15 protein-coding genes are annotated in these 16,395 nt (G+C 71.2%); 6 read left to right on the top strand and 9 right to left on the bottom strand.

Translation table 11 applies throughout. The features are described from left to right. The first annotated feature begins 9 nt into the window (after positions 1 to 9). Both BM013_RS24815 and BM013_RS24810 read left to right on the top strand, forming a co-directional pair. Positions 10 to 990 carry a tripartite tricarboxylate transporter substrate binding protein gene (locus BM013_RS24815; RefSeq protein ID WP_093130300.1) on the top strand — a complete coding sequence of 327 codons (981 nt, stop codon included), beginning with the start codon at positions 10 to 12 and terminating at the stop codon, positions 988 to 990. 10 nt (positions 991 to 1,000) lie between these two features. After that, positions 1,001 to 2,668, top strand: coding sequence for an FAD-dependent oxidoreductase (locus tag BM013_RS24810; RefSeq protein WP_218153684.1), 1,668 nt, complete (start codon positions 1,001 to 1,003; stop codon positions 2,666 to 2,668). A gap of 45 nt (positions 2,669 to 2,713) precedes the next feature. On the opposite strand, the gene BM013_RS24805 is transcribed toward BM013_RS24810, so the two are convergent. From BM013_RS24805 to BM013_RS24795, 3 genes are read right to left on the bottom strand one after another with little or no spacing between them, the layout of a single operon-like run. Further along, the gene (locus BM013_RS24805; RefSeq protein ID WP_093130299.1) at positions 2,714 to 3,142 is read right to left on the bottom strand and encodes a GlcG/HbpS family heme-binding protein; all 429 of its coding nucleotides are present in this window, start codon (positions 3,140 to 3,142) and stop codon (positions 2,714 to 2,716) included. A gap of 14 nt (positions 3,143 to 3,156) precedes the next feature. Then, positions 3,157 to 4,923 (bottom strand): thiamine pyrophosphate-binding protein, encoded by a 1,767-nt coding sequence (locus BM013_RS24800; RefSeq protein WP_093130298.1) that lies wholly within the window; start codon positions 4,921 to 4,923, stop codon positions 3,157 to 3,159. Between the two features lie 3 nt (positions 4,924 to 4,926). After that, on the bottom strand, positions 4,927 to 5,919 hold the full coding sequence (locus BM013_RS24795; protein WP_177225555.1) for a Bug family tripartite tricarboxylate transporter substrate binding protein: 993 nt from the start codon (positions 5,917 to 5,919) through the stop codon (positions 4,927 to 4,929). A 171-nt stretch (positions 5,920 to 6,090) separates the two neighbouring features. Here BM013_RS24795 and BM013_RS24790 point away from each other — a divergent pair, with 171 nt between their 5' ends. Continuing rightward, positions 6,091 to 6,984: an AraC family transcriptional regulator gene (locus BM013_RS24790; RefSeq protein ID WP_093130297.1), complete on the top strand. Its 894-nt coding sequence runs from the start codon at positions 6,091 to 6,093 to the stop codon at positions 6,982 to 6,984. On the opposite strand, the gene BM013_RS24785 is transcribed toward BM013_RS24790, so the two are convergent. From BM013_RS24785 to BM013_RS24765, 5 genes are all read right to left on the bottom strand, one after another. Then, positions 6,914 to 8,182, bottom strand: a complete 1,269-nt coding sequence (locus BM013_RS24785) for a PepSY-associated TM helix domain-containing protein (RefSeq protein ID WP_093130296.1) — start codon at positions 8,180 to 8,182, stop codon at positions 6,914 to 6,916. The genes BM013_RS24790 and BM013_RS24785 overlap by 71 nt on opposite strands. 17 nt (positions 8,183 to 8,199) lie before the next feature. Next, on the bottom strand, positions 8,200 to 8,934 hold the full coding sequence (locus BM013_RS24780; RefSeq protein ID WP_093130295.1) for a DUF4198 domain-containing protein: 735 nt from the start codon (positions 8,932 to 8,934) through the stop codon (positions 8,200 to 8,202). A 14-nt stretch (positions 8,935 to 8,948) separates the two neighbouring features. Beyond that, positions 8,949 to 11,360: a TonB-dependent siderophore receptor gene (locus BM013_RS24775; RefSeq protein ID WP_177225554.1), complete on the bottom strand. Its 2,412-nt coding sequence runs from the start codon at positions 11,358 to 11,360 to the stop codon at positions 8,949 to 8,951. A gap of 255 nt (positions 11,361 to 11,615) precedes the next feature. Then, positions 11,616 to 12,635, bottom strand: coding sequence for a FecR domain-containing protein (locus tag BM013_RS24770; protein ID WP_093130293.1), 1,020 nt, complete (start codon positions 12,633 to 12,635; stop codon positions 11,616 to 11,618). Beyond that, the gene (locus tag BM013_RS24765; protein WP_093130292.1) at positions 12,625 to 13,134 is read right to left on the bottom strand and encodes a sigma-70 family RNA polymerase sigma factor; all 510 of its coding nucleotides are present in this window, start codon (positions 13,132 to 13,134) and stop codon (positions 12,625 to 12,627) included. Before BM013_RS24765 ends, BM013_RS24770 begins: the two co-directional genes overlap by 11 nt. Before the next feature lie 466 nt (positions 13,135 to 13,600). On the opposite strand from BM013_RS24765, the gene BM013_RS24755 reads away from it, so the two are divergent. Continuing rightward, positions 13,601 to 14,290 (top strand): mandelate racemase/muconate lactonizing enzyme family protein, encoded by a 690-nt coding sequence (locus BM013_RS24755; RefSeq protein ID WP_218153683.1) that lies wholly within the window; start codon positions 13,601 to 13,603, stop codon positions 14,288 to 14,290. Between the two features lie 60 nt (positions 14,291 to 14,350). After that, positions 14,351 to 14,473 carry a hypothetical protein gene (locus BM013_RS41845; protein ID WP_256221661.1) on the top strand — a complete coding sequence of 41 codons (123 nt, stop codon included), beginning with the start codon at positions 14,351 to 14,353 and terminating at the stop codon, positions 14,471 to 14,473. A 22-nt stretch (positions 14,474 to 14,495) separates the two neighbouring features. On the opposite strand, the gene BM013_RS24745 is transcribed toward BM013_RS41845, so the two are convergent. Next, on the bottom strand, positions 14,496 to 15,401 hold the full coding sequence (locus BM013_RS24745) for a LysR family transcriptional regulator (RefSeq protein ID WP_093130289.1): 906 nt from the start codon (positions 15,399 to 15,401) through the stop codon (positions 14,496 to 14,498). Positions 15,402 to 15,476: 75 nt separating this feature from the next. Between BM013_RS24745 and BM013_RS24740 the strand changes: the two genes are divergently transcribed. Continuing rightward, positions 15,477 to 16,352 carry an HpcH/HpaI aldolase/citrate lyase family protein gene (locus BM013_RS24740; RefSeq protein WP_093130288.1) on the top strand — a complete coding sequence of 292 codons (876 nt, stop codon included), beginning with the start codon at positions 15,477 to 15,479 and terminating at the stop codon, positions 16,350 to 16,352. Positions 16,353 to 16,395: the final 43 nt, after the last annotated feature.

Genomic DNA, 16,395 nt, shown 5'->3' with positions numbered 1-16,395 from the left:
GACATTCCCATGAAAAAACTCGTTCGCCACCTGGCCCTCGGGCTCACCGCAGGCGCGGCGCTGCTGACCGCCGCCGGCGCCCATGCGCAGGCCTACCCCGCCAAGACCACCACGCTGGTGGTCGGCTTCGCGCCCGGCGGCTCGGGCGACATCCTGGCGCGCATGGTCGCGCAGAAGCTCACGACCTCGCTGGGGCAGCCGGTCATCGTCGACAACCGGCCCGGCGCGGGCGGCACCATCGCCAACAGCTTCGTGGCCAACGCGTCCGCCGACGGCTACACGCTGCTGTTCGTGACCAGCGGTTTCCCCGGCAGCACCGCGCTGTACCCGAAGCTGAACTACGACACGGTGAAGAGCTTCGCGCCGGTGGCCAAGGTCGGCGCCTCGCCGGTGGTGATGGTGGCGCCCGCGGGCTCGCCGCTGCACAGCCTGGCCGACGTGCTGGCCGCCGCGCGCAAGGCGCCTGGCAAGCTCAACTACGCGGCCGGCGGCGGCGGCGCGACCACCACCAGCCTGGCGGCCGAGTTCCTCAAGAGCGAGGCCAAGGTCGACATGCTGATGATTCCGTACAAGGGCTCGGGCCCGGCGTTGACCGCGCTGATGGGCCATGAGGTCGACCTCGGCTTCGACATTCCCTCGAGCGCGCTGCCGCTCATCCGCTCGGGCAAGCTGCGCGCGCTGGCCGTGACCACCAAGGCACGCTCGGCCGCATTGCCCGACGTGCCCACCGTGGCCGAGACCGCGGTGCCCAACTTCGAGGTGACCGGCTGGTTCGGCATCCTTGCGCCGGCCGGCACGCCGCCCGAGGTGGTCGCGCGCCTGAACAAGGACGTGAACGCGGCCCTGGCCATGCCCGACGTGAAGGAGCGCCTGCAGGCGCTGGGCGTGGAGCCGGCGCACGGCAGCCCGGCCGAGTTCGGCCAGCTGATCGCGTCGGAGACGAGGCGCTACGGCGACGCGATCCGCCGGCTCGGCCTGAAGGCGGACTGAGGACGCACGCGTGACAGCAGCAGCACAAGCCCACATATCGTCCACCGCCGCGCCGGGCGCGGAACTCGAAGCCGACATCGTCGTGATCGGCGGCGGCCTGGGCGGCGTCTCGGCCGCGCTGGCCGCGGCGCGGCAAGGCGCGCGCGTGGTGCTGGTCGAGGAGCTCGACTGGCTCGGCGGCCAGCTCACCGCGCAGGCGGTGCCGCCCGACGAGCACCCGTGGATCGAAAGCCTGAGCGCCTCGCAGAGCTATGCCGCGCTGCGCCACGGCATTCGCGCGTACTACCGCACGCACATGCCGCTGACCGAGGCGGCGCGCGGCAGCCTGCGGCTGAACCCCGGCCAGGGCAACGTGAGCACGCTGTGCCACGAGCCCTGGGTGGCGGTGAAGGTGATCGACAGCCTGCTCGCGCCGCACGTGGCCGCCGGCCGCGTGACGGTGCTGCGCCAGCACCGCCTGCTGCAGGTGCAGGCCGGCGGCGACCGGCTTCGCGCCGTTCGCGTGCGCGACCTCGTGAACGAATGCGAGCGCGTGCTGCAGGCGCCGATGTTCATCGACGCCACCGAAACCGGCGACGTGCTCGAGATGGCGCAGGTCGAGCATGTGTTCGGCGCCGAGGCGCGGTCGCGCACCGGCGAGCCGCACGCGCTGGCCGAGGCCGACCCGTTCGACCAGCAGGCCATCACCTGGTGCCTGGCGGCCGACTACCTGCCCGGCGAGGACCACACCATCGACAAGCCGGCTGCGTACGACCGGCTCAAGACCTTGCAGCTCGACTGCTGGCCCGGCCCGCAGTTCAGCTGGACGCTGAGCGACTTCGTCACGCACCAGCCGCGCGAGCGGCCGCTGTTCGTCGGGCCGAGCGATGCCGAATCGCTCTACGACCTGTGGCACGCGCGGCGCATTGCATGGCGCCTGAACTTCGAGCCCGGCGCGTATGCGAGCGACATCACGCTCGCCAACTGGCCGCAGATGGACTACTGGGAAAAGCCCATCGTCGGCGTCGCGCCGCAGGCCCAGGCGCAGGCGCTCGAGGAAGCGCGCCAGTTCAGCCTCGCCTTCTTCTACTGGATGCAGACCGATGCGCCGCGCCACGACGGCGGCTGCGGCTACCGCGGCCTGCGCCTGCGCGGCGACGTGCTGGGCACGAGCGACGGGCTGGCCAAGCAGGCCTACTACCGCGAGGGCCGCCGCATCGAGGCGGAGTTCACGGTGCTCGAGCAGCACGTCGGCGTGAAGGCGCGCCCGGGCCAGGACGCCGCGGAGTCGTTCTTCGACAGCGTGGGCATCGGCGCCTACCGCATCGACCTGCACCCGAGCACGCGCGGGCGCAACACGGTGGACATCGACTCGTTTCCGTTCCAGATCCCGCTGGGCGCGCTGCTGCCGGTGCGCGTGGACAACCTGCTGCCCGCCTGCAAGAACCTTGGCACCACGCGCGTCACCAACGGCGCGTACCGCGAGCACGCGACGGAGTGGAGCATCGGCGAGGCCTCGGGCACGCTGGCCGCGTTCGCGCTGGCGCGCAGACAGCCGCCGCGCGCGGTGCGTGCCGACGCTGCGCTGCTGGCCGACTTCCAGGCCACGCTGGAGCGGCAAGGCGTGCTGCTGGCCTGGCCGGCCTTCGGTGCGCTCACGCCCACGCGGCGCGTGGGCTACAAGCACGCTGCTGCATGAGCGCGAGCGTGAACGTGAACGTGAACGTGAGCAGCCTGCGCAAGGTCAGCCGCTGACCAGCCCCGCGGCCTCCACGCCGGCCTTGCAGATGGCCTCGTCCTCGTCGCCCGTGCCGCCGCTGGCGCCCACGGCGCCGAGCACCTGGCCTTGCGCGTCCTTGATGACCACGGCGCCGGTCTGCGGCAGGAAGCGGCCGTCGGCCGTGGCGGCCAGCGAGACGAAGAAGTTCGGGTTGTCCTTGGCGCGCTCGGCCAGCGCGCGGCTGGACACGCCCATGCCGACCGCGCCCCAGGCCTTGGCGCGCGCCACGTCGAAGCGGAACATGCTGGCGCCGTCCTCGCTCACGAAGGCCTTGAGGTGGCCGGCGGCGTCGAGCACGGCGATGGCCATGGGCTTGTAGCCGGCCTCCTTCGATTTCGCGATGGCGGCGTCGATGACGGTGCGGGCTTGCTGCAGTGTGAGGGTGTTGCTCATGAAGGTGTCCTGGTTCAGGGAGTGGCGCCGGGAGCGTCGGGGGCAGAGGTACCGGCGTGCGTGAGCGCGTCGAAGCCGAAGCGGTTCATGCTGCCGAACATCGGCATGGCGGGGTGCGGCACGAAGCGGGTGCGGCAGTCGAGCACCGCGGGCAGCCCCGAGGCCAGTGCGCGTTGCATCGCGGGGCCGACCTCTTCGGCGCGCGTGACGCGCTCGCCGTGGCAGCCGAAGCCGCGCGCAATGGCCGCGTAGTCGGTCTCCTCGAGCCCCGTGCCCAGCTCGAAGCCCAGCGCATTGCGCTGGCCGGTGCGGATGATGCCCCAGGCCTCGTTGTTGTGGATCACGGTGAGCACCGGCAGCCGGTGGCGGCGCGCGGTGTCCAGCTCGTTCATGGTGAAGCCGAAGGAGCCGTCGCCGGTGACCTGCACCACGGCGCGCCCGGGGTGCTGGGCCTGCAGCGCCATTGCATACGGCAGGCCGAAGCCGAGGTGGCTCATGCCGGGCTCGTGGAAGCGCGTGCGCACCGCGTGCACCGGCGTGAAGTCGTTGCTCCAGAAGCTGGTGTGGCCGCCGTCGTACACGGCCAGCGCGTCGCCCGGCAGGGCGCGTGCGATCTCGCGCGCGAGGGTGGCGGGGTGCATCGCCTCGCCGTCCTCGGCTGCCGAGTCGGCCAGGGCCGAGAGCTTCGCCTCGTAGGCGGCGCGCACGCCGCGTGCGGCGGGCAGCCAGTCGACATCCACGCGCGCGGCCACGCCGTCGTCCCACGCGGCGAGCAGGTCGTCGAGCGCCGCGCCCGCATCGGCCTGCAGCGCCACCGCGTGCAGCGCCGGGTGGCCGAGCGCGAGCGGATCGATGTTGATGCTCACCATGCGGTGGCCGCGGCGCGCGAAGGGGCCGTGCGCGTCCCACATCCACGACGACCAGCGGCAGCCGACCGCGACGATGGCGTCGGCCTGCGCGAAGGCATGGCGCACCGCCTCGCCGGCGATCAGCCCGCCATGGCCGATGAAGTGCGGGCTGTCCGACGCCACCACGCCCAGCGCCATCTGCGTGGGTACCACCGGTGCGTTCAGCCGGCGCGCGAGCTCGCGCAACTGCGGTGCCGCGCCGCTTGCCACCACGCCGCCGCCCGCGACCACCAGCGGCCGCCGCGCGGCGCGCAGCAGTGCAATGGCGTCGGCCACGCCGGCGGCGTCGGGCCGCACGCGGCCCGTGGCGCGGTAGTGCGCGGGCGCAATGTCGAACGCGTCGTCGGCGAAGCTGCAGCGCTGCGACAGCACGTCCTGCGGAATGTCGAGGTGCACCGGGCCGGGCCGGCCGCTCAGCGCTTCGCGAAAGGCGCGCCGCGCGAGCTCGGGCATGCGGCGCGCGTCGTGCACCACGGCGTTCCACTTGGTGACGGGGCGGGTCACGCCGACGGTGTCGAGGTCCATGAACATGCCGCTGTGCGGGTAGCTCGCGGCGCGGTGCTGGTTGGTGGTGACGGCCAGCAGCGGCAGGTTGTTGGCGAACGCCACGCCAAGGCCGGAGGCCATGTTCAGGCCGCCCGGCCCCATCTCCGCGATGGCCACCGCCATGCGGCCGGTGCCGGCGTGGGTGGCCGCGGCCATCATGGGCCCGGCGCCTTCGTGCCGCACGCCGAGAAAGCGCAGCTCGCTCTGCTGCGAGATGGCGTGCAGCAGCGCGCCGAGCTTGCCGCCGACGATGCCGTAGACATCGCGCACCTGCTCGCCGAGCAGCACGCGCACCAGCGCCTGCGCGCCATTGAGTTCCAGGGCCAAGTCTCAGTCCTCCGCGGTGAATCCGGAGGCTTTCACCACCGGGGCCCAGCGGGCCAGGTCGGCGCGCAGCATGCGCGCGAACTCGTCGGCCGGCTGGTGCAGGGGCGCCAGCCCGCTCTGGGCCAGCGCGGCGACGAAGTCGGGCGCCTGCAGGCCTTCGCGCACCAGCGTGTTCAGGCGCGCCACGGTGTCGGCGGGTGTCCTGGCGGGCACGAACCAGCCCAGCCATTCCTGCACCGCGATGTCCTTGTAGCCCTGCTCGGCGAAGGTGGGCACGTCGGGCAGGAAGGGCGAGCGCGCCGCGCTGGACACCGCCAGCCCGCGCAGCTTGCCGCTGCGGATGTGCGGCATCACCTCGCCCAGCACGCTGATGCTCACCGGCACCTGGCCGCCCAGCACGTCGTTGAGCAGCGGGGCGCCGCCCTTGTAGGCGATGGGCATCATCGGCGCGCCGCTGGCCTTGGCCAGCATGATGCCGACGAAGTGCAGCGCGGAGCCCGCCGAGGGAATGCCGTAGTTCGCCTGCGTGGGGTTGGCCTTGGCCCACTTCACGTAGTCGGCCACGGTCTTCACGTCGCCCGGCAGGCCGGGCCCGGCCGTGAGCACGAACGAGTAGGTCGCGGTGCTGGTCACGGGAATGAAGTCGGCCAGCGGGTCGTAGGTGAGCTTCCTGTAGGTGTGCGGATAGAGCGTCATCGGCGAGCTCGGGATCTGCAGGATGGTCAGCCCGTCGGGCGCCGCGCGCCGCACGTAGTCGACGGCAATGCGTCCGCCCGCGCCGGGGCGGGCCTCGACCACCATGCTGGCCGCGTACTTGCCGCGCAGGCGCTCGGCGAGCGGGCGCGCCACGTAGTCGCCCATGCCGCCGGCGGGAAAGCCGGAGACGATGAAGGCGTTGCCCGGAAGCGGTGGCACAGGTGCCTGGGCCTGCGCGCCGCCGAAGCGCCCGAGCGCCGTCAGCGCAGCCGCGCCCCCGAGAAAGGACCGTCGTTGCATGGCTTGTCTCCTGGGCGCCGGGCGCCCGTTGTTGTCTTGTGCCGCCATGGTGCCCGCGCCGGCGCGCGGCGGCCATGGACAAAGCGGGCGGCTGCGGGTAGTTTTCCGGCATCGATCGCTTCGACCCCGCACGACTGGCACGACACACGCCCCTACCCTTCGGACCGCCCCATGAAGCCCTCCCCCACGCCCCTGCTGCATGTGCCGTTCAGCGAGGTCCGGCATGAAGAACCCGACGACTGCCTGCACTACGAGCCGGTGGCCGTGCGCGGCAGCGAGATGAACTGGACGATTCCGGCGCACCGGCACGAATCGCTGTACCAGTTCCAGTTGATCGAGCAAGGCGCGGTGCGGGGCACGGTCGACGGCCGCGCCTTCGAGGCGCGCGCGCCGGTGCTGCTGATGCTGGCACCGGGCTCGGTGCACGGCTTCACCTACACGCGCCACGCGGTCGGCCACCAGGTGACGCTGTCTTCGCGCACGCTGCGCAAACTGCTCGACGGCTCCAGCCTGGCGGCGTCGGCGCTCGGTGCCTCTTTCGTGCTGGGCGAGCCGCGCGCGGAAGACGCGGCGGCATGCGCCGGCCTGTTCGCGCAGGTGGCCGACGAGTTCCGCGCGCGGCAACCCGGCCGCGTGCATGCGCTGCTGGCCCTTGCCACGCTGCTGGCGGTGCAGTTCGTGCGGCTGCGCGACGGGCAGTCCGCGCGCGAGCAATCGGCCGGCGCGCGCGACGCCCTGGTCAGGCGCTACCAGGCGCTGGTGGAGCAGCACTACGGCGAGCATCGTCCGCTGGTCTTCTATGCCGACCTGCTGGCCGTCACGCCCGACCACCTGAGCCGCAGCTGCCGCAACACCATGGGGCAATCGGCGCAGCAGTTGCTGCACGAGCGCCTGCTGCTCGAGGCGCGGCGGCTGCTGGCCTACACCGAGATGCCGGTGGCCGAGGTGGCCACGCAGCTGGGCTATGCCGACGCGGCCTACTTCAGCAAGTTCTTCAACCGCAGCCTCGGTCACTCGCCGTCGGCGTACCGGGCGCTGATGGCGCGCGGGGTGCGCGGCGCCTGACGCGCACGGCGCCCCGCCTGCGGGCCCACACCCACACGCCGGTGACGGACAGCACGGCCACGGCAAGGCCGAGCAGCGCCACCAGCACCTTGTAGGGCATGCCGAACACGCGCGCCATGTGCAGCGCGCCCAGCCACTCTTCCAGCGCATTGCCGCTCGCACCACCCACGAAGCCGCGCAAGGCGCCGGTGGACGCGTCGATCAGCACCGTGGTCGAGCCTGCCGCATCGCGAATGTCCAGGCTGGAGCGCACGCGGTAGGCGTAGAGGCCGCGCGAGCGGTCCAGCCGCAGGTCGCGTTGCGCGATGACGGTGAAGCCCTTGTCCTTGGCCGTCGCCGCCATGGCCTCGCGGGCGGCCGCGTGCGCGGCGCGCCATTCGAGCAAGGACTGCGAAGGATCGAACGGCTTCGCGGGCAGCCCGGCCCACGCGTCCTGCGTCACGGTGACCAGCGACATCACGGGCCGGTAGACGCTGTCGCGCAGCGTGAGCATCACGGCCGACGCTGCGAACACCAGCAGCACCGGCCAGAGCCAGAGGCCTGAGCTGCGGTGCAGGCTGAAGCTCCATCGCGCGGCGCTGCCTCGCGGTGCGAGCCGCCAGGCCGCGCGCCAGCGCCGCCACCAGCCGGCAGGGCCTTGCCGCGGGAGCGTGAGAAAAAAGCCGGCGAGGCAGTTGAAGGTCCACAGCAACGCAACCGCGCCGAGCACGCGCGCGCTCCAGGGCGCGGGCAGCGCCAGCGCGTAGTGCAGCCGGTAGATGAAGCTGACGGCGGTCTTGCGCTCGAACAGCGAGCGGCCCCACAGCCGCGTGCCGAGCACTTCGCCGGTGTACGGGTTCATGAAAAGCTCGTCGACGTCGAGCGGCATCGGCTGGCCAGTGAGCTGGCCGGTCAGTGGATCGGCGAGCGGAACGGTGCGGGCCGCGAGGATGAAGCGCAGCGCGCGCGCCGGCTGCGGCGCCAGGATCACGCTGTCGATCCGGGCCTGCGGCGGCGCGGCGCGCTGCGCCAGTTCGCGCAGTTCGAAGGCGTCGCGCATCGGCACGGCCTGCGGCGCAACGACGAAGAGCGACGGGTTGAGCCAGGCTTCGAGCGGGTCCTCGAAGGCCAGCAGGCTGCCGGTGAGGCCGGCGAGCACGAGAAAGGCGGCCGTGGCGAGGCCGGCCCAGCGATGCAGCCGCAGGAGGTGCTTGCGCATTGCCGGGCGCTGCCGCGTCAGTCGCCCGTCTTCGGCAGGGCAAAGGCCAGCGTGGCCTCGAGGCCGTCTTCGTCGGCCTCGGCCTTGTCGGCGCGCGGCCGCACGAGCGACACGGCGATCACGTTCAGCCCGCTGCTGCCGAGCACGACCGACGCGCGCCCCGTGCGGTCGGTCCTGGCGCGCGGCCCCGACACATTGCCGGTGAAGTCGCCGATGACGGCGGCGCCGGCCACGGGCTTGCCCCTGGAGAGCACGCGCACGGCCAGCGGCTGGCCGCGGCGCAGCGCCATCGGGTCGGCCAGCGGCACGATCTCCAGCGCCATGCCCAGCGGCTTGAAGGGCATGGCCACCGGCTTGAGCAAGGTGGTGCCGTACTTCATGTAGTAGCCCGCCTTCTTCGCGGCGGGCACCTGCGCGCGCGAGCCGCTCACCCATTTGCCGTCGAGGCCCTGCGACCAGAAGCCGTCTTCCACCGCCATCGACAGCACGGCCGCGTCGGCGGCGGGCTCGACGACCACGTTGCGCGTGCGCGGCTGCAGCTTGACGCCGGCCGGCGCGCCTTGCGCGGTGAAGGCCTTGACCTCGTGGACCTGGCGCGGCTCGTAGCTTTCGTCGAGCGCGCCTTCGCCGAGGACGAGCGCGAGTTCGCTCGCGCGCTGCGCGACCCACACGCCGTGCGCGAGCGCCGTGGCGCTTGCCGCCAGCGCGCACAGGAGGACGGCCGTGCGCACCGCCGTTCGGCGCTTGTTCATGCGGACCGCCCTTCTCAGAAGTTCACCGTGGTCGCGAGGCGGACGATGCGCGGGTTGCCCTGCGTCACGCCGCCGTAGTTGACCGAGCTCCAGTAGCGCCGGTTGGTGACGTTCTCGATCGACAGGCGGATCACCGAGGACTTGCCCATCCACCGCGTCACGTAGGCGGCGCCCAGATCCCAGCGCGTGAAGCTGGGCACGATCATGGTGTTGGCGCGGTCCAGCGGGCGGTTGCCCACGTGGTACACGCCGGTGTTGAAGGACAGGCCCGGCACCGACGCGAGCCGGTAGTCGAGGAACACGTTCGCCTGGAAGCGCGCGACGTTGCTGGGGCGGCGCCCTTCGAGCGCCGCGTCGCCGGTGTCGCGCTGTTCCGCGTCGAGCCAGGACACGCCGGCGATGCCGCTGAGCTGCGGCGTGATCTCGCCGTTGGCGGTGAACTCCACGCCGCGGTGGCGCTGCCGTCCCTGCTGGCGGAAGATGTTGTCGGCGGGCGAGACGGCCTGCAGCGGCTTGTCCATGTCGAAGGCGGCGGCGGTGAGCATGAGGCCGTCGAGCACGCGGCTCTTCACGCCGATCTCGTACTGCCGGCTCTTGATGGGGCCGAGCTTCTGCAGCGCGTTGTCGGCATAGCTGGGCGCATAGGCACCCTGCTCGAAACCTTCGCCGTAGGTGGCGTAGACGGTGGTGCGCTCGCTCGGCTTGTACATGACGCTCAGCGTGGGCACGGTGACGCGGGTGCTGTACTTCGGCGTGCCGTCGTACTTGCTGCCGATGTCGCTGCCGTAGGCGATGTGGCGTGCGCCCAGCAGCAGCTGCCACTGCGGCGTGAAGCTGATGGTGTCGCTCACGAAGACGCTGCTTTGCCGCGCGGTGCTCGAGGGCAGGTGCGTGTTGTCGGGCAGGTAGGGCTGCGCGTAGGGCAGCGGCCGGTAGACGTTGCCGATCATCTGCGGGAAGCGCAGGTAGTCGCCGTCGGGCGACTCGAGGCTCGAGTACGAGTAGCCGACGACCGTCTCGTGCCCGATCGATCCGGTCTTGAAGCGCCCGGTGGCGAACAGCTGGCCCGCGGCCGTGGGATAGGGCTCGCCCTCGTAGCGCGTGTTGCCCTTGAGCACGTCGCCGTTGGCGGCCACCTGCGAGGCGTTGAAGAACAGCGCGTTGCGCTGGGTGCGGCTGAAGCCCAGCTGCGCGGTCAGGTCCCACTGGCTATTGATGGCGTAGTCCAGGCGCGCGCCGAGGTTCCAGGCGTCGGTCTTGTACTGGCCCCAGGGCTGGCCGACCAGCGTGCGCGGGTCGAAGCTCGAGGCCGGCACCACGGTCGCGTCGCTGCGCGCACCGATCATGCCGCTGGCCGCGAGCGATTTCTTCTGCCAGTCGAAGTCGAGCTGCAGCAGGGTGTCGCGGTTGATCTTGATGTCCACCGCGCCGCTCAGGAAGTCGCGCTTCAGGTCGCCGAAGTGCGTGAAGTCGCCGACCTTTTCAGTGGCCGCGTTGAAGCGGTAGCCCACGGTGCCGTTGGCGTCCAGCGGCCCGCCGGCGTCGATGGCCGCATAGCGCCCGCCGTAGCTGCGCACCTCGGCCGTCAGGCTGGCGAAGCGCTCGCGCGTGGGGCGCTTGATCACGTAGTTGACGATGCCGCTGGGCTCGCCCACGCCGTAGAGAAAGCCCGACAGGCCCTTGAGCACGTCGACGCGCTCCTTGTTCTCCAGCGGCACGTCGCTGTAGATGTTGGCCAGCAGGCCGTCGCGGCGCACGTTGTTGAACGCGTTGGCCGAGAAGCCGCGCACGGCCACGCCGTCGAACGACGAGAAGCCCGAGGTCGGCGTGACCGACGGGTCGTTGCGCAGCACGTCGAGCGCGGTGCGCGCGCGCTGCGTCTCGATGGTGTCGACGGTGTAGGAGCCCACGGCGAACGGCAGGTCCTGCAGCGAGCGTACGCCGAGCGCGCCAGCGTTGACGTCCTGCACGTCGTAGAGCTTCTCGCGCCGCGCGCTGACGGTGACCGGGGCGAGCGTGGGACCAGTGGCGCCGCTGGCGCCGCTGGCGCCGGTAGCGCCAGCGACACCGGCGGCAGTGCCCGGCGCGGTCTTCTCCGGGCCTTCGGCGCCCACCGCCGATGCGGTCTTGCGCAGCCGCAGGCCGCCGTTGGCGCCCGCTACCGCTTCGAGGCCGCTGCCCGCGAGCAGCCGGTCGAGCGCGGCGGGCACGGTGAAGCTGCCCCGCAGCCCGGGGCTCTTCAGGCCCTGGGTCAGCGTGGGGTCGATGGCGATCATCACGTTGGCCTCGCGGCCGAAGCGGCCGAGCACGCTGTCCAGCGAGCCGGCCTCGATGGCGTAGGGGCGGCTCGCGGCGGCCGCCTGCGGGGCGGGTTCCGCCGGTGCGGCTTGTGCGGCCTGCGCCCAGGCTGGTGCACCCGCAGCCATGGCTGCGGCCAGGCAGCCGGCGCGCGCGGCGAGCGCCAACGCACAGGGCTGGAAACTGCGTTCGCGTGGGTCGCATGGATCGCGCGGCTCGCATGGGTCGCGTCTTTCGGGCCTGGCGATGAATGCCATGTGAAGAACTCTCTGTGATCGGATGGGATGGAAAAACCGCGCCGCTGGTTTTCGCGGCACCTCCATCCGTTGATGCACGAGATCTGGAAACCTGCCGCTTTCGGCAGAAATTTTTTGAGAACCCGTTCAGCGGGCGGCGACGCTCACCCAGAACCGGCTCACGGAACGCAGCCGCACGGGCAGCGTTTCCTCCAGCATGGCGAGCACCGCGTCGGTGTCGGCGAGCGGAAAGGCGCCGCTCACAAGGAGGCCGGCCACGGCCGGGTCGCAGCGCAAGACACCGCTGCGGTAGCGGGCCAGCTCATCGAGAAAATCGCCCAGGCGCATGCGCTCGACCACCAGCATGCCGTCGGTCCAGGCCACGGCGCGTTCGTCGGCGCGGTTCAGCATGCCGACGCTGCCCGCGCCGAAACGCACGCGGCTGCCCGCCTCCACCCGCGTGACCTGCGACTGCGTGCCGGCGCTGACGTCGACCGCGCCTTCGAGCACCGTGAGCCCGGTGGCATGCGCGCCTTCGTCGAACTCGCGCACGACGAAGCGGGTGCCCACCGGCACCAGCCGGCCGTCGCGGCCGAGCACGATGAAGGGGCGCCGGGCGGCGTCCTTGCCGGTGGTCACCATGATCTCGCCGTGGAGGAGCCGCAGCGTGCGCGTGGCGGCGTCGAAGCGCACGTCGACCGCGGTGCGCGTGTTGAGCACCAGCTGCGTGCCGTCCGCCAGCACCACGCTGCGCCGCTCGCCGGCACCGGTGCGGTGGTCGGCGCCCAGCAAGGCGATGTCGTGCCGCAGCGCCCAGGCGCCCCAGGCGCCGAGCCCCACGCCCGCGACGGACTTGAGCACCCAGCGGCGCTGCTGGCGCTCGGCGCCGCGCAGCGTCGACCGCGCGACCTGCGGATGAATGCCGGTGGTGCCTTCGCGCAGGTCGCGGCCCAGGCCGCACAGCCGCAGCCAGGCGCGCTCGTGGTCGGGGTGCGAGCGGCGCCATGCGTCGCAGGCGGCGCTGTCGGTGGCCGATGCGCCGCCGGACTGGATCTTCACCAGCCACGCGACGGCTTCGTCGACGACCGACGAATCGATGGCGCGCGGCGCGTCGCTCGCGGGCTTGAACACCGGCTGGCCGAGCCAGGCCTCGGACTCAATCGCCATAGACGGCGTCGTAGCAGTGGCGGTAGGCCTTGCCCATCGCCTTCTGCACGACGTTGAGGGTCAGGCCCAGCTGCTCGGCGATCTGCGGGTAGCTCAGGCCGTCGAGCTGCGCCATCAGGAAGACCTCGCGCACATGCGGCTTGAGGCCGTCGAGCACGCGGCTCACGGCCGCGAGCGCCTCGACGACCAGCAGGCGGGTTTCGGGCGACGGCGTGCTGGCCTCGGGCAGGTGCGCAATGGCGTCGAGGTAGGTGCGCTCCAGCGCGAGGCGGCGGAAGTATTGCGCCGCGATGCGGCTCGCCACGGTGGTCAGGTAGGCGCGCGGTTCACGCAGCGGGCCCGCTTCGTTCGACGACAGGATGCGCGCGAAGGTGTCGTGCGCGAGGTCGGCCGCGTTGTCCAGGTTGCCGAGCTTGCGGCGCAGCATGTCCAGCAGCCATGGGTGATGGTCGCTGTACAGCGTATTCACGAGGCGGATCGAGGCGTCGGTGGCGGGCATGGAGGGCTTGCAATGCGGTCGCGGCACTTGTTGCGAATGGTTCTCATTGTAAGCAGATGGTTGTAGCAAAGGGAAGCCCGTTCGCACCATTCGCACATCCGCCCCCACCGCGCCGGCCCGGGGATCAGTTCAGCCCGGGCGCCTCGGCCTGCGACCACCACCTCGCGCAAGAGCATCTTCAACCAGACCGACCTGACGTTCTCGCTGAACACGGGCGCGGTGAAGCACAAGCTGCTCGTGGGCGCCGAACTCGGCCAGCAGGACACCGACAACTTCCACAACACCGGCTTCTTCAACAACACGGCAACCAGCGTGACGGTGCCGCTGGCGTTTCCGACCACCTACGCGCCGGTGGTCTACCGCCAGGCCGCGACCGACGCCAACAACAGCGGCAAGGCGCGGGTGGCGGCGCTGTACGTGCAGGAGCAGATCGAGCTGGCAGTTGCTCGGCGGGCATGGCCCGCGCGTGCCTTGCTACGCGGGCGGCGTGGACCTCGACCTGCCGCTCGACAAGCTGCTCGCCCAGACCGACGCCAACCTGAAGAAGGGCTTTCGCGCCATCAAGATGAAGGTGGGCCGCAAGAGCCTCGGCGAAGACGTCGCGCGGCTCGCGGCGATGCGCGAGCACCTGGGCGCGGAGTTTGCGCTGATGGTCGACGCCAACATGAAATGGACGGCCGACCAGGCGATTCGCGCGGCACGCGCGTTCACGCCCTACCACCCGCTGTGGCTCGAGGAGCCGCTGATTCCCGACGACGTGGCCGGCCATGCGCGCGTGCTGCGCGACGGCGGCCTGCCGATCGCGGCCGGCGAGAACCTGCGCACGCTGTGGGAGTTCAAGCACCTGATCGAGAGCGGCGGCGTGAGCTTTCCGGAGCCCGACGTCACCAACTGCGGCGGCGTGACCTCGTTCATGAAGATCGCGCACCTGGCCGAGGCCTTCAACCTGCCCGTGACCTCGCACGGCGCGCACGACGTCACCGTGCAACTGTTGGCGTCGACTCCCAACTGCGCCTACCTCGAAGCCCACGGCTTCGGGCTGGACCGCTACATCGCGCAGCCGCTGGAGATACAGGACGGCTTCGCGCTCGCGCCGAGCCGCGCGGGGCACGGCATCGAATTCGACTGGCAGCGGCTGGCGAAAGAGCAAGCCTGACGCAGGCCTGCAGACGCAGATGCCTCAGCAGCCGACGACGCCTTCACAAAGGCATCGGTCTTGCTGCCCGGGCGCACCTTGCCGCTCACCGTGCCGACCTCGTTCGCATGCGATGCGATCACCGACGCGGGCTTCACCAGTTCGGTGACCTTCGATCCGTCTTCGTCGATCGAAGGCACCTGAACCGGCGCACCGCGCCGTTGCGTCAACGCACCGATGCCGTGCGGCGCGTGCCGCCCTTGCCGTCCGTCACCAGCCTCGCGCTGTCCACGAAGCCCTGGATCAGCCTGAGCCGCGCCGACGCGCGCAGCCACAGGATGCCGAAGCGCCGGTGCTCCGAAGGCAAGGGCAGCGCGATCTTCACGACCTTCTGCCCGTCGAGCAGCGGAGACGCGATGTCGGGCACCAGCGAAACACCCAGGCCGCGGTCGACCATCATCGCAATGGCCAGCAGCGAGCTGAGTTCGAAGCGCTCCTGCGGCACGATGCCCGCGGCGCGAAGGTAGCGGTCGGCCTGCTTGCCGCCGCCCAGGTTGCGGTCGTAGCGGATGAGCGGCGAGGTGCGCAGCAGCTCGTGCGGATCGCGCCGCGCCAGGCGGCTCGGCGCGAGCAGCACCAGCGGCTCTTCGCGCAGCAGGGACCAGTCGAAGGTCTTGGCCAGCGCGAACGGCGGGTACAGGCACACGGCCGCGTCGAGCTCGCCCTGCTGCACACCCTTGTAGAGCGTGGCCGTGGTACCCGACTGGAGGAACACCTTGGCGCCGGGGTGCGTCGTCACGAAGCGCGCGAGGATGTCCGGCAGCAGGCTGTGGATGGCGGTGTTGATGGTGCCGATGACCAGCTCGCCGCCGGCCGCCTCGCTGCCGAGCAGCGCCTTGATGTCGCTCACCTCGCGCAGCAGCGTGCGCGCGCGCTGCACCAGTTGGTGGCCGGCCTCGGTCGGTTGCACCGTGCGGCCGGCGCGCGCGAGCAGCGGCGCATGGAGCTCGCGCTCCAGCGCACGGATCTGCTGGGCCACGGCGCCGGGCGTGAGGTCGAGCCGGCGCGCGGCTTCGGACATCGAGCCCGACTCCACCACCAGGAGAAAGCTGTGCAGGTACGCGGTTTCCATGAAAGTAGATTTTCTATGATCTGATCGCAGTCATCCCCTGTTTTTCTTCGCTCATGAACTGCAGACACTGCGTTCATGAGAAGCAAACTGTTCGTTCCGGGCTCCCGCCCCGAGTTGTTCGCCAAGGCACTGGCCAGTGCGGCGGACGCCATCTGCATCGACCTGGAAGACGCCGTGTCCGAACCGCGCAAGGACGAGGCGCGCGAAACCGTGCGCCAGTTCCTGGTGCGCGGCGATGCGGCCACGGCCGCGTCGACGAAGACGCTGATCGTGCGCATCAACGCCATGGACACGCCGCACTTCGAGCGCGACGTGACAGCCGTGGCGCAGGCCGGTGTGCACCTCATCAACCTGCCCAAGCCGCAAAGCGCGGCGCACGTGCGCACCGCCATTGAAGCCATCGAGCGTGCGGAGCGCGCCAACGGCGTGCAGGCGTCCATCGGCCTGCTGCTGAACATCGAGACGCCCGCGGCCTTGCGCATGGCGTCGGAGCTGGCGCTGGCGCATCCGCGCGTGGCGGGCCTGCAGCTGGGGCTGGGTGACCTGTTCGAGCCGCTGGGCATTGCGCGGCGCGAGCCGGCGGCCATCCAGCAGGCGATGTTCGCGGTGCGCATCGCCGCGGGCGAAGCGGGCCTGTATGCCTACGACAGCGCCTTCGCGGACATTCGCGACGCCGAGGGCTTTCGCGCCGAGGCCCAGCTGGCGCGCAACCTCGGCTTCCTCGGCAAGACCTGCATCCACCCGAGCCAGATCGCCATGGCCAACGACGTGTTCCGCCCCACCGACGAAGAGATCGCACACGCCTGCAAGGTGGTCGAGGCCACGCGCGTGGCCGATGCCGACGGTGTCGGTGCCTACGTGGTGGACGGAAAGATGATCGACGGCCCTTTCGTGGTCCGCGCGCGCGCCATCGTCCAGAGCGCACGCAGCCTGGGGCTGCTGCCACGTTGAGCCGGCGTCCGCTTGCCAACCGCGCTTCCTGAATTCATAAAAA

It is taken from the genome of Variovorax sp. OK605, from assembly GCF_900115445.1.
Lineage (GTDB): Bacteria > Pseudomonadota > Gammaproteobacteria > Burkholderiales > Burkholderiaceae_C > Variovorax.
This window is presented reverse-complemented; position numbering and strand designations above follow the sequence as displayed.